The sequence below is a fragment of the Niabella pedocola genome (genome assembly GCF_021044425.1).
GTDB lineage: Bacteria > Bacteroidota > Bacteroidia > Chitinophagales > Chitinophagaceae > Niabella > Niabella pedocola.
The window spans coordinates 1,952,328-1,965,410 of the sequence record NZ_JAJNEC010000005.1; the positions used below are offsets into that span (position 1 = coordinate 1,952,328).

Genomic DNA, 13,083 nt, shown 5'->3' on the forward strand with positions numbered 1-13,083 from the left:
TTGGTTCTACATTTCCAGATCTTCAAATTCTCACATTTAAGAACGGTTCGTTAACTTGCCGGTATGAAAAGGATCCGTTTAAAATTAACCCTGCTTACAGCCATACTGATTGCTTTTACAGCCAGCAGCCAGCAATACCAGCCTACCTGGGAGTCGCTGGAATCGAGGCCGGTACCGCAATGGTATACCGATGCCAAGTTTGGGATCTTTATCCACTGGGGCCTGTACAGCGTTCCGGCCTGGGCCACCAATTCCAATGCAGATGGCTTTGGCAGTAATTATGCTGAATGGTACTGGGAACGGCTGAACAATACCAAGCTTAAGATCCATAAAGAATTTGTTGATTTCCAGAACCGGGTTTACGGACCCAATTTTAAATATCCCGACTTTGCCCCGTTGTTCAAAGCGGAGCTGTTTGACCCGGCAAAATGGGCGCAGATCTTCAAGAATGCCGGCGCGCAATACGTGGTACTCACCAGCAAGCACCATGATGGTTTTGCACTATGGCCCAGCCGCGAATCCTGGAACTGGAACGCCGTGGATGCAGGTCCGCACCGGGATCTTGCCGGAGATCTTTCAAAGGCCGTAAAAGATGCGGGCTTGCATATGGGCTTTTATTACTCACTGTATGAATGGTACAATCCGTTGTATAAAACAGATATTGCAAAATATGTAGACCAGCATATGTTGCCGCAGTTAAAGGACCTGGTGAACCGTTATCAGCCGGATGTGATCTGGGCCGACGGTGATTGGGATCATTCCGATACGATATGGAAAAGCCGCTCCTTTATTCACTGGCTATACAATGAGTCGCCAGTAAAAAACACCGTGGTTACCAATGATCGCTGGGGAACCGGTAATAAACATTACGGTACCTTTAATTCAACCGAATACGGAAAGGGGAGCGCCGGTTTGCACAAACCCTGGGAAGAATGCCGGGGCATTGGCGAATCCTTTGGTTTTAACCGCAATGAGAACCTGGAGCAATACCAAAGCAGCCAAAGCCTGGTGCATATGCTGATTGATATCGTTTCGCGCGGGGGCAACCTGCTGCTCAACATCGGGCCGGCGGCCGATGGCACCATACCGGTGATCATGCAGCAGCGGTTGAAAGACATCGGCGATTGGCTAAATGTGAACGGCGACGCCATTTATGGTACTACCGCCTGGATTGCTGCGCCCAAACAAACAGATTCTACCATCCGTTTTACCAGAAAGGGAAATACCCTTTATGCGATTGCCACCAGCTGGAAGGATGCTTTAACGGTAAAAGGCGTTCGGAAAGCATCCCGTATCCGGTTGCTTGGTGTTCCGGGAACCGTAAACTTCCGGTCTGCAGCGGGCGGTATCACCATTCAGGCACCGCAGGTTACACCGGCCAATAATCCCAGTTCGTATGCATGGGTGTATAAAATAGAAGGGGCATTTTAAATCGTTGTGCCACACCGCACCCTATCCTGCTGAAGCGGATACCGGACAATAAAAAACCTCAGGCATTTAAGCCTGAGGTTGGGGTGAACGTTCTGTTCATCCAGATTTGCCGTTTCCATGGGAATGATTTTGCAGGCTCTTTTTCTGCGATTATTCATACGTGATATCAACCACTGAGGATTCCCCGGATAACATATAATTGATGATGTATTTACTAACCATACCGTCAGCAGTAATAGTATAGTTTCGTTTTACATGTGAATTCAGATCGCCATTCGATTTAAATCCTTTTGCTTCCAGTAAAAGATTTTTCGATGGTTTTCCAAACAACCCATCCACGGGCCAATAACCAAAATAACTCTTATACAGGGTATTGGATGCCGATCCATAGGTGTACGCATCATCATAAACGGCCCCATAGCTAAACGTTTCCTTTGCGCGTATATAGTTTCCGTCTTTTATTTCCGGCACTATTTCATACCAGTCACTGGAGGAACCAGAACCTTTTACCCATGTGGTATATCCTTCTGCATTATAGGCATACTGATAGGTGTAGGTAATCACATCTGAAGTGTTTTTAAAGCGCATTTCTGTAATGGCTCCTTTATCATTGAGCGTACATTCGATGGTTCTTTCCAGCGTATTTTCCGGTAATTTATATGTAGTAACCAATAGCCTGGACACGGACTGGAAATCAAAAACATCCTTCCGGCTGTTTGTTGCATAAACTGCAGGCCGCCCTTTTGCATCGTAGGTCAACGTTTCTGTCTTTTTGGTATTATCCGCGTATGTTTCAACCATCTGTGCTATGCGCCTGCCTGCCGGGGGGTCTGGTGTAGCAACAATATCATTTTTCTTTTTGGTGCAGCTTACTGCCAGCAAGCCGGAAAGGAATACAGCCATGATTACCGTTTTCATTATTTCTGATTTTTAAGCGTTATTTTATTAATTACGCTGTAAAATTGATACGCTTATTGCCGGCATAAAACTTTATCCGGCCGGAGGCGATCAGGTTTTCTTTTAAACGGATAAAACAACGGTTCAACCGTAAATACCCTTGCCAGGTATAACAACCGCTTTCAAAGGATTACGGCAACGTCATCATTGAATTGAACCAGAAAGAGTGGTCAGAAAGCAAGCGGTCTTTCTGCAGCCGGTAAGGCCGGGTTTAGGGTTTCCCCGATCCAATACGGGATAAATCGTGCGGCTATCAAATTACTTCTTGTTGATCAGCGCTCGCACCTTTTCCATCTTATAATCCCGCCCCTGGCGGATGTCTTTAACCGTAGGCTGCACCAGGATATCCGGCTGCACGCCCTGTCCGTTTTTGGGAAGGCGCTGATCCCGCACCATCCGGAACAGGGGAAGCCGGAAACGGATGTTGGTAACCGGCAGGGTTACATCCGGAATCAACAGGGCGCTGTTGCCATAAGCGCCTCCCCCGGTAGGTTCGCCCAGCACGGTTATCTGTTGCTGCCCCTTTAAACCACCCATGACCAGCGATGTGGCCGAAAAGGAATTGCCGCCGCTCAACAGGTATACCGAACCTTCATAATGATTGGTTTTTTTGGGCCGGAAATAATGCTTTTCATACCAGGTGAAGTGAAACCGGCCATCGGCCTTTTTATGCGTGGCCAACCGAATAAACCATTTCAACGCTCCGTCGTTACGGATATAGCGACCGTAGGAAGAGCTGCGGGCAGGTGTATACAGCGAATCCGCCAGTTTGAACGGCTGGTTGCTGAGGTATTTCATAAACAGGTTGGAATTGCTGACCCTTCCGCCGCCGTTGCTTCTCAGGTCTACCACCAGGTATGCTATTTTTTTCCGGCGCAGTTTCCGGAAAGAACGCCGGAAAAAAGCCCGCAGCTGCAGTTTTTCGGAAAAGCTGTTCAGTTCCATTACGGCAAAGCGGCCGCTGCTGTCAATCGTCATTGAGCGCTCCTCCTGCAGCCGTTTGCGGCGGGGCTCCCGCTGTTTGCGCTTTGAAACCGCACCCTGCTTACGGCCGGTATCAACAGGCGGTCGGTAGGGCCGGATCAGGCGTTCACGCGGCACACCGGTACTGTCGCGGAACTGTACACGCAGGTCCTTTGGCCAGCCATAAACCCAGGTGTACAGAGCACCGAAATAGGTACCGGTGCTCAGGCGCTGGTCCTGTGCCACCCGGTTTCCACCGTCTGCAGGTACATACCTCCGCAGACTGTCCAGCACGGTCTTTACCGGTTTACCTCCAACGGAATCGATCAGCGCACCTCGTACCAGGCTGCTGTCGTTTTTAAAAATATTATAGGCCACCACCACCGTATCATTCCAGGTTTTTATATATACCGGGAAGATGTCTTTTCGCTTCAGTGTATCCAGGTATTTCGTATACTTTTTTGATGCCCTTACAGAAGTATGTCCGCAACGGATCTGCGCCGCCACTTTTGTAAGTACCTTACGGAATTCCTGTTCGGTGAGGCTATCCTGAAGCTGGCGGCTTCCGTCCTCAAACGTACTGTCCATGACTCCTTTGGGAGTGTACCAGTATAAAGAAGGATGGCGTTCTTCCAGGATCTTCCGGAAAAGCCGGTAATCGGACTGCAGTTGCTGCGGGCCGAATTTTTTATACGGGTTAAAGGCCGTCTTCCCTGTTTTGCAGGAATACAGTATTATGCCCATAAACAAAACGAACCACCATTTCATGCCAAAGCCGCTTTTACAAATAACCGATGCAATGGCTGCAAACTACAATTTATAGGTTACATATCATGCGCGGCCGTTCAATTTTCATGGCCATTGCCCGGTATTGCAGGATGGCGTTTCGGCAAAAATGCGGAACGGATCCGGTATATGAATGCCGCTGACACACGGACCCGCACCTAAAAACCGTGTCAGAAAATCTGCGCGTCAGCGGCAATAGCGCTTACAGCCGCTAGCCATCAGTTCTTTAACCCGTTCACCGAATAGATATCCCTTGTTTTAAAATAATTGACCCAATTGTAATTTTTGAACCGGTCCTGGTCGGCCGCGCTCATTTTATGACAGCTCGAGCAGTTGTAACCGGAACTGGCAATGATCACATTGTCGATCCCCTGCTGGGTCTGATCTAAAAACACGGTGGTGTTCCGCTCAGCCTGCTGGATCCGTTTTTCCAGTACTTCCTTAAACGCCCAGCTATCATAATTGGGTGAAGCCTTTGCCAGGGCATATATTTTTTTGGCCGTTGCAGCATCGCCGGTACGTACGATCATATCTCCCATATTTAAAAAATAGCCTTCTATATTATGGGGAGCAATCCAGCTATTGTAACATGCCCGTTTCCTGCCCAGGTTATGACCGGAAAGGTCGCGGTTGATGAATTCCTGGATGGCCGGGTTTGAGCGGTCTACGGAGGCCGTGTAACAATCTTCTAAAGTGGTCCATTGCCATTCCAGTGCCTGCTGAAAAAGCGGCGACTGTACGGGAGCGCCGGCAAAAGAGATCCCGATCGTAAATTTATTAAACTCCGGCCAGGCATTAATCGACTCCAACCCCCTGGTATAGCCCTGTTGCTGAAGTTCCTGGGATTGAAGTATTCCCGCATGTGCCATTTCTGCATCCGCCAGAAAACCCAGTACCCGTTTGTCATTGGGATTCATCTGGTACGCCTTTTCAAAAAACCTGCGGGCATCAGCCACATGGCCGGGAATCTCTTCTGGTGAAATGCCGCCCCTCATCCCCTCAGACAACAGCCAGAACCGCGCAAACCCCAGGTGCGCCGTAGCGATCAGGTTGGTTGAATCTTCCTGGTACTGTTGCTCCAGCTTACTGATCACAGTCTTCACATTTTCAATATTCCCGGCATGAAACTGTTCCCAGAAATAATGGTTTTGCGGATCGTTCACCCGCTCATAGAGTTTATCAAATGCAGATTTTTCGGTTTTATTCTTTCTGCAGGAAAGGATGGACACCGTGCCTGCAAGAATAATGCAGGCCAGCACAAGGATACTTTTTTTCATTTTCGGTTGGTTTATTGATAAGCGTAATAAAACGGGTTAAAATGTGAACCGGAAATAAGGCACTACGAGGATGCCCGGCTGATACTGGTTCACTACCTTTTGTGCTTTCCGGTCGTATAGCTGCACAAAAAGATTCTGCCGGTTGGTAACGTTGCGCAGGTCAACGCCGCCTTCCAGGGTAGACCGTTTAAAATTCCTGCGGCCTCCAAGCTTAAGATCGGTGCGGAAGTAAGGCGATTGTTTGATGGAATAGGGATTGCTGTCTTCATCATAGGTGGTACCCCTGCCTGACGCCGACGCATGTTCATCAACCGGGGAGGCATAACGCCCGCCCATAACCGTCATCCGCAGACTTACGGAAAAAATATGCTGATCACCCTCCAGGCGGAAGTCCTTACCCGTAAGCATATTTCCAATGTAATGATTATTGAAGGTGGTGTTCCGCTCTATGCCGTCGCTCCCTTTATACTTCGACTGGAACAGGCTTCCGGTGATCAAAAAATAATAATCCCGGTTGAAGGTCTTTTCCAGGGTAAGGTCCAGGCCATAGTTGGCCCCGGTGCCTTTATTAACCAGGCTGTCCTTTAAAATAATACCAAAACCCGCGCCCTCATTCAGCATGGAAAAACCGGAGGGATAACGGGTCACCGGCACATGTGATAGTTTTTGATAATAGGCTTCCGCTTTTAACTGCAGCGATGAAGCCAGCCGGTTGGCATAGCTCAACACCCACTGGTGGCTGCGCGTAAAGCCCAGTTGCCGGTTGGTATACACCGGCAGGTCGTTAACATAGGACCGCTTAAAGTACACAACCGGGCTTTGCATTTGTGCATGCGTTCCATAAGCCGCACTGATCGTTTGCCGGCCCGGCAGGTCATACTGAAGAGATGCACGGGGCTCTATTGCATGGGATCCGTTAAGGCTTAGCTGTTGGTAATGAAGTCCTGCCATTAACGTTAGCTGCTCTGTAAACCGGTGTTTGAGCTGACTGAAAGCTTGCAGCAATGCAGTATGGGTGTTTTCATCGATCTGGATGGTTGCTCGTTCGTAATTGCCATAGATCCGTTTATCAAACAGCTGGTACTGAAAAGCGGTTGCCGTAACTCCGGAAAGAAGACTGCTTTTGGCGTTGAATTTATGCGCCAGGGTATATGCGATCTCATACCGGGAGGTATTGAACCTGCTTTCTCCGGTGCGGAAGGCCTCACGGGTTTGTTCACTGATCGAATCAGCCAGCCCTTTTTCCGTGGCTCTGTTGATACCGATGCTCAGTTTTCCAAATGTGTTGCGGTTGAAGTTCGTCTCCAGGCTTACCCCGGCAATGCCGGTAAAAAACCGGGAGAAGAGATTGGTGTTTTCGGCGCCGTAAAGATTTTTGTTATTTACGGTGTCGGCTTCGTTCCCCAGGAAATCAATTTTGCTGGGGCCGCCCATTCCCCAAAAAGACAGGGTGTTTTTTGACGACAGCGGGATGTGGATCTTAAAACTTAGATCCTGGTACTGCGGAATGGCGGATCCCGTACCTACATTAAAACCGATGGCCTGCAGCAGTCCAACCGTCGAATACCGGTAGTTCACCAGGTAAGACGCCTTGCTCTTCCGGGAAAAAGGCCCTTCGATGCCCGCCTCAAAACCGGCAAAACCGATCTCCCCGACCATCTCGGTTTTTTCGGAATTCCCGTTCCTTAGCCGCAGATCAAATACACCACCCAGGGCATTGCCGTACTGTGCCGGAAAAGCGCCGGCTATAAAATCGGATTTTGCCAGGCTGTTGGCATTTAAAATACTTACCGGACCGCCGGTGCTTACCAGGGAACCGTAATGATTGGGGTTGGCAATATTGACGCCCTCCACCTGCCATAAAAGTCCCAGGGGTGAATTGCCCCGCACTACAATATCATTACGGCCGTCTGATGCATTGGCCACACCCGCCATCCCGCTGATCATGCGGGCAGGATCGCCGATGGAACCGGCAAAACGGCGGGTATCTGCCGGGTTGAACACGGTGCCGCTAACGGCGATCATTTCATTGTTGAGATTACGCCCGCCCCGTGTTTGCACCACCACTTCGTCTAAAACGGTGGTCTTTTCTGTTAGCAGTAGGGTCAGTTGCGCCTCCTTTCCCGCTGTTACCAGTACTTCAGGCGCCGTACGAGGCTCATAACCGGTATGCGTAACTACAAAACTATAACGGCCCAGGGGTACATGCAGCGTAAAATAGCCGTCTTTATCAGACAGCGCCTGTGGCTGGCCGGTGCCTGAAACCGCGATCGTGGCACCCCCGATCGGGAACTGGGTCACATCATCCAGCACCCGACCCCGCACCAATTGGGTTTGGGTGGTTTGCGCCATCAACAGGGAATGATTAAAAAACAGGAAAAAAAGGGGCAGGATCGCCCTCCACCAAATAGCAGCCGGATTCATTTGCACAAAGACAAGTTTAAAAAGATAAGAATTGATTTTTTGCAAATATGGGCGCCGTACATGCGCAAATCGCCCCACCAAATAGGGTGGCACCTCTAAAAACGGCCTTTTTTGTTAATGAATTCCTAAAGCCCCGCGGCTCCGTGCACTTTCTTGACCCGAAATTATAGTTACGTTAGTATGTCCGGCCTGTCAGCTTTTCAAATAATCAGATGGCGCCTGCCCGGTAAATTTTTTAAAATTCCGGTTAAAGGATGATTTGGAGTTAAAGCCACATTCGAAGGCCAGGGACAACAGGGTATAGTTTTGGTTGTTGGGGAGGGCAACGATCTTTTTAAATTCTTCCACGCGCAGGTGGTTGATGTAATCATAAAAGCTTTTCTCTGTTTTTGAGTTGATCACCTGCGAGAGGATGCCGCTATGAATATCCAGTTGATCGGCCACATCGCCCAGGGTCAGTTCGGCATTTTTAAATAACAGTGTATCCCGCATCAGTTTCACCAGCCGCCCGTGAATTTCCGTTGCATCTTCGTCGGTCAATGTCGATTTTTCATATTTTACTTTTTCGGGGGCTGCATGTTTCATAAGAACGGCCGGTGCCTGTGCCGCCGGGATCGCCATCACCTCCTTTAACAAAACCGGGCTTTCATCCGGCAATTGCGGCGGCAGCGGGTTTCCGGAACTGCTTCTGTTAAAGATACCTTCCTGCCGCACTCCAAAAAATCCCAGGAAAAAGATAAAAAGGGAAACAGAAATATACAGCGTTTGCGCGGTCAGGTAAAACGTTACAAAAAACCAGATCACCCCGATGCCTCCGATTAAATAACGCAGCCAGTTGAGGGTAATCTTTCCCGTATTTGAAAACTGTCCGGCAATATTCCGGCGATGGCGTTTGAGCAATACCAGCGATGCAATTACATAGCCTACCCCCGAGATAATCGTTGCAATGGTTTGCCCGATGATGACCCCTTTATAGCCCGGTACGCCATGCTCATAGGTATACAGCTTTTGCTCCGGCGACTGGATGAGTACCGGTATCCATATAAGATAATCGACCAGGAATGGTAAAAAATGCCAGATCCAACGGTTTTTATGCCGCTGCTGGTTGGTAAGATATAAGGTATATAAAAACAGGAAGGGGCCATGAATAAAGGGAAAAGGCAACTCCCATCCCAATACACCGGGCACATCCTTGTACTGATCCGTAACGAATAAATAAAGATATACCAGGTGTATGGTAGCCAAAAACTGCCATGCCGTAAGGATCTTATCGGCGGTGGTTTTTTGCGGCTTTGCGATCAGTAGTATTAATAAGTATACCGATACAATAATCCCCGTAAGGTACAGCATGGTTTTGTTTATTTTTCATCCGATCGTTATCAGATCGGGTTCCAGCCCTGGGCGGTAATGGCATGTCGTCCGCCACCTTTGGTAATGATATGCGCTCCGTCCCCGGCTTCCGTCATATAGCCGATAATGCTGATGGCCGGGTTCGCGTTAATTTTTTCATAATCATCCTGTGCCACGGTAAACAGCAGTTCATAGTCTTCGCCCCCGCTCAATGCACAGGCCGTGGGATCGATCTCAAATTTGAATGCCGCGTTGCGGGTTTCTTCGGCAACCGGAATTTTATCTTCATACAATACGCAGCCCAGCTGGCTGTCTTTACAAATATGCAGAATCTCCGAACTCAATCCGTCGCTGATATCCATCATAGCGGTAGGCATTACCGATGCTTCTGCAAAAAATTCAATAATGTCTTTCCGGGCTTCGGGTTTCAGCAACCGTCCGATCACGTAGCTTTCACCTTCCAGATCCGGTTGTACACCCGGGCTTTCGAGGAATATTTTCCGTTCCCGTTCCAGGAAAAGCAGGCCAACATAGGCGGCACCCAGATCCCCGCTTACACAAAGCAGGTCACCCTTTTTTGCGGTGCTCCGTTTTACAAATTTATCCGGGGCCACTTCGCCCAGGGCGGTAACCGAAATCACAAATCCTTTTTGAGACGTGGTGGTATCTCCCCCAATCAGGTCTACACCGTAATGAGTGCAGGCCGCATATACCCCTTCATAAAACTCATCGAGTGCCTCCAGGCTAAAACGGTTGCTGATACCAATGCTGAGGGTAACCTGGGTTGGTACCGCATTCATCGCATACACATCGCTAAGGTTTACCACAATCGATTTGTAGCCGAGGTGCTTCAGCGGGGTATACATCAGGTCGAAATGAACCCCTTCCAGCAGCAGGTCGGTGGTTACCACGGTCTGCTTGCCAAAATGATCGATCACGGCCGCATCATCGCCCACACCTACCAGGGACGACACATTCTGAAGTTCTATGTTTTTGGTTAAATGATCAATCAGACCAAATTCACCCAATTCGGATAATTCTGTACGTTCTGACATACTTTTTACTTTTTTATGTACGAGGTATGATGTACGTTGTACGCCATCACAATGTCAAATTCTCTTTTTGCGTAAAGTTATAATTGTCGCTACAATGATCCTGAGTAAAATCTCTCCTCTTTATAAATAACATCTATTCTTTCTTTAAATACAGGATTAAATGCTGTCAACAATTCAAGAAAGAACAAACTTTCATCTAACTCTTCTTCAACGATTTTCAGCTTATGCAGATGATCGGCATCAGACTTTGCTCTTCTGGACGCCCCTGTAGTTAGCGCCTGTTGAACTAGAGGATCGTATAATTTGTCTTTTGTACGCTATATTAACATGGGTCTCCGGTAATAATTCTGATAAACGGCCAACGTCAATGGCAAATTGCTTCGTTTTGGTTTTTAATTCTTCCGCGTCCATGTTTTATAGGTTTCATAATGATTAAGCAGATATGTACATCCTACATCTACTATCGTACATCATTAATAATATTCAACAATTCTTCGTGTATCCTTCCGTTTGTGGCAATAATCCGGTGCTGATAAGGAGAATAGCGGTCTCCGTTAAAGTCGGTAACCCGGCCACCGGCCTCTTCCACTATTAAAAAACCCGCGGCACTGTCCCAGGCTTCCAGTTTATGCTCATAAAAACCATCAAAGCGGCCGGCGGCTACCCAGCAGAGGTCAATAGCCGCAGCACCGAGGCGGCGTACGGGCACCCCTTCTTTAATCAGCCGCTCAAACACCTGCAACGGTCCATTCTCCATTTGAAGATAAATATAGGGGAAGCCCGTTACCAGGCAGGAGCGCATGGCTTCTGTTTCGGTGCTCACCTTTATTGGTTGCCCGTTCAGCGTGGCGCCCTTGCCTTTTTCCGCAAAGAACAATTCGTTCATATGGGGATTATATACCATTCCCAAAATGATCTCCTTTTTATATTCTATCCCAACAGACACACAATTGATGGGCACCCCATGTGCAAAATTAATGGTGCCATCCAGCGGATCGATGATCCACTTATAATCCGACTCCTGTGCCAGTTCACCACTTTCCTCGGTTAATATAAAATGATCCGGGTAATACTTTCGGATCACTTCGATAATGGCCTTTTCAGATGCATGATCGGCATCGGTAACCAGGTTATTACGGCCTTCTTTATGCTGCACAGAAAACGACTGCTGAAAATAGCGGGTCAGTTCAGCAGCACCTGCTCTCACGGCTTCTTCTAAAACAGTTGCTAACATGATGACAAAGATAGCGATTTGGCTTTCAGCGGTCAGATTTCAGAATTGAGAATCGAGATTTGAGATTTGAGAATCCAACGGCTGAAAGCTGATGGCTCCATGCCCGGTTCCCAAATCTCAATTCCTAATCCCTCAATAACCGAATTCATTTATTTTTGTACACTGCTCCTGCTTTTATAAAAATGACCCTATCTGTTATTATAGTCAGCTACAACGTAAAGTACTTTTTAGAGCACTGCCTGATATCCGTACTGCGTGCTTCAAAAGGCCTGGAAACGGAGATCATTGTTGTAGACAACTGCTCTACAGACGGAAGCCTGGAATACCTGTTGCCGTTGTTTCCGCAGGTTTTGTTTATTGCCAATAAGGAAAATGCCGGTTTTGGCCGTGCCTGTAACCAGGGGCTTCACAACGCTACCGGCCGGTTTGTGCTGTTCCTGAACCCAGACACATTATTGCCGGAGGACGCGCTGGTAAAAAGCCTGGCCGTTTTTGAGAGGGATGCCTCCGTTGGGGCTGTTGGCATCCGGATGTTTAACGGCGAAGGCCGTTTTCTGAAAGAATCCAAGCGTGGATTCCCATCCTTTTCTGCTGCTTTTTTCAAATTATCCGGCATTCACCGTTTTTTTCCGGGATCCAGAATATTTGACCGGTACTATATGGGGCACCTGAACGATGAAAAAGACCAGTACATTGAAGTGCTGGCCGGGGCCTTTATGCTGATTCCCCGGGAGGTGCTCGAAAAAGCAGGAAGTTTTGACGAAGCCTTTTTTATGTATGGAGAGGATATCGATCTCAGCTACCGTATTTATAACGGCGGTTATAAGAACTATTATTTATCTGCCCCACCCATTATTCATTTTAAAGGAGAAAGCACCTCAAAGAACAGCCTGGTATACATTAAAAATTTTTACCAGGCAATGGGTATTTTTGTAAACAAGCATTACCGGGGCGGCAGGCGCATCGGGCTTCGGTTACTGGTGCACCTGGGCATTTGGGCACACGCCTCCTTAAAATATCTATCCGGCCGGATCCGGGCCGGAAAAAAGCAAGCGCCGGAGGACCATGCATCCGTTATCATTATCGGCTCCGAAGCGTCCGTCGCCGGTTTGGTCCGGCAGCTTCCCAACAGTGACCCGGGCATTACCGTTGTTGCCCCCTCCGAGCCCCAACTGGTAGCCCTTCTTAACGCACATCCGCATACCCCGGTATACCTTTGCGAACAGGACATGCATTTTTCGGAACTGATCCGCATCGTTTGCCAAAGCACACATCGCTATCTGAGCTTTTACAGCGGCAATAGTATCATCACCGGAAGCCAGGACCAGTAAAACCGTTCCGGGAGGGTATTAAAAAAAGGCCGCTAACAACTGTATGGTTTCTATCGGTTTTATAGTTACCTTGCAGGCCTTGTTGCCGCGCATTACAGTTGTGCCTTAAAACCCGGTTAAAATACCCGGGGGGAAACATCTATGCGGAACAGGCGTTTCGCTGATACCCGTTTGTTAAAATCGGAAAGCGTTCCACACGAGAGGTACAATTTAGTTTATATGAGCAGACCGGCGTTCAAAGTTGTATCTTTACCGGTTACAGTAGTTAGTAGAAT

Annotated in this window: 10 protein-coding genes; 2 read left to right on the forward strand and 8 right to left on the reverse strand. The window is 48.3% G+C overall.

Going from position 1 to position 13,083, the window contains the following annotated elements:
• Window positions 1–63 precede the first annotated feature (63 nt).
• Window positions 64–1,431 (forward strand): alpha-L-fucosidase, encoded by a 1,368-nt coding sequence (locus LQ567_RS15650; RefSeq protein ID WP_231005589.1) that lies wholly within the window; start codon window positions 64–66, stop codon window positions 1,429–1,431.
• Between the two features lie 150 nt (window positions 1,432–1,581).
• On the opposite strand, the gene LQ567_RS15655 is transcribed toward LQ567_RS15650, so the two are convergent.
• The 8 genes from LQ567_RS15655 to LQ567_RS15685 form a co-directional block, all read right to left on the reverse strand.
• Window positions 1,582–2,349 (reverse strand): hypothetical protein, encoded by a 768-nt coding sequence (locus tag LQ567_RS15655; RefSeq protein WP_231005590.1) that lies wholly within the window; start codon window positions 2,347–2,349, stop codon window positions 1,582–1,584.
• 297 nt (window positions 2,350–2,646) lie between these two features.
• Window positions 2,647–4,119: a S41 family peptidase gene (locus LQ567_RS15660; RefSeq protein ID WP_231005611.1), complete on the reverse strand. Its 1,473-nt coding sequence runs from the start codon at window positions 4,117–4,119 to the stop codon at window positions 2,647–2,649.
• Window positions 4,120–4,355: 236 nt separating this feature from the next.
• The gene (locus LQ567_RS15665) at window positions 4,356–5,414 is read right to left on the reverse strand and encodes a tetratricopeptide repeat protein (RefSeq protein ID WP_231005612.1); all 1,059 of its coding nucleotides are present in this window, start codon (window positions 5,412–5,414) and stop codon (window positions 4,356–4,358) included.
• A gap of 36 nt (window positions 5,415–5,450) precedes the next feature.
• On the reverse strand, window positions 5,451–7,838 hold the full coding sequence (locus LQ567_RS15670) for a carboxypeptidase regulatory-like domain-containing protein (protein WP_231007324.1): 2,388 nt from the start codon (window positions 7,836–7,838) through the stop codon (window positions 5,451–5,453).
• Between the two features lie 192 nt (window positions 7,839–8,030).
• Window positions 8,031–9,188, reverse strand: a complete 1,158-nt coding sequence (locus LQ567_RS15675) for a helix-turn-helix domain-containing protein (RefSeq protein WP_231005614.1) — start codon at window positions 9,186–9,188, stop codon at window positions 8,031–8,033.
• 29 nt (window positions 9,189–9,217) lie between these two features.
• A complete protein-coding gene (gene thiL, locus LQ567_RS15680) occupies window positions 9,218–10,243 on the reverse strand; it encodes a thiamine-phosphate kinase (protein WP_231005624.1) in 1,026 nt (341 codons plus the stop codon).
• A gap of 240 nt (window positions 10,244–10,483) precedes the next feature.
• Window positions 10,484–10,654 (reverse strand): four helix bundle protein, encoded by a 171-nt coding sequence (locus LQ567_RS26290; RefSeq protein WP_394800392.1) that lies wholly within the window; start codon window positions 10,652–10,654, stop codon window positions 10,484–10,486.
• Between the two features lie 49 nt (window positions 10,655–10,703).
• Window positions 10,704–11,477: an inositol monophosphatase family protein gene (locus LQ567_RS15685; RefSeq protein ID WP_231005626.1), complete on the reverse strand. Its 774-nt coding sequence runs from the start codon at window positions 11,475–11,477 to the stop codon at window positions 10,704–10,706.
• Between the two features lie 182 nt (window positions 11,478–11,659).
• Here LQ567_RS15685 and LQ567_RS15690 point away from each other — a divergent pair, with 182 nt between their 5' ends.
• Complete coding sequence (locus LQ567_RS15690; protein WP_231005628.1) at window positions 11,660–12,808, forward strand: glycosyltransferase family 2 protein; 1,149 nt, start codon at window positions 11,660–11,662, stop codon at window positions 12,806–12,808.
• Window positions 12,809–13,083: the final 275 nt, after the last annotated feature.

Excerpts from the sequence above, each read along its gene's own strand:
- LQ567_RS15690 (WP_231005628.1), top strand. The coding sequence starts at position 11,660 with ATGACCCTATCTGTTATTATAGTCAGCTACAACGTAAAGTACTTTTTA.
- LQ567_RS15675 (WP_231005614.1), bottom strand. The coding sequence starts at position 9,188 with ATGCTGTACCTTACGGGGATTATTGTATCGGTATACTTATTAATACTA.
- LQ567_RS15665 (WP_231005612.1), bottom strand. The coding sequence starts at position 5,414 with ATGAAAAAAAGTATCCTTGTGCTGGCCTGCATTATTCTTGCAGGCACG.
- LQ567_RS26290 (WP_394800392.1), bottom strand. The coding sequence starts at position 10,654 with ATGGACGCGGAAGAATTAAAAACCAAAACGAAGCAATTTGCCATTGAC.
- thiL (WP_231005624.1), bottom strand. The coding sequence starts at position 10,243 with ATGTCAGAACGTACAGAATTATCCGAATTGGGTGAATTTGGTCTGATT.
- LQ567_RS15660 (WP_231005611.1), bottom strand. The coding sequence starts at position 4,119 with ATGAAATGGTGGTTCGTTTTGTTTATGGGCATAATACTGTATTCCTGC.
- LQ567_RS15670 (WP_231007324.1), bottom strand. The coding sequence starts at position 7,838 with ATGAATCCGGCTGCTATTTGGTGGAGGGCGATCCTGCCCCTTTTTTTC.
- LQ567_RS15655 (WP_231005590.1), bottom strand. The coding sequence starts at position 2,349 with ATGAAAACGGTAATCATGGCTGTATTCCTTTCCGGCTTGCTGGCAGTA.
- LQ567_RS15685 (WP_231005626.1), bottom strand. The coding sequence starts at position 11,477 with ATGTTAGCAACTGTTTTAGAAGAAGCCGTGAGAGCAGGTGCTGCTGAA.
- LQ567_RS15650 (WP_231005589.1), top strand. The coding sequence starts at position 64 with ATGAAAAGGATCCGTTTAAAATTAACCCTGCTTACAGCCATACTGATT.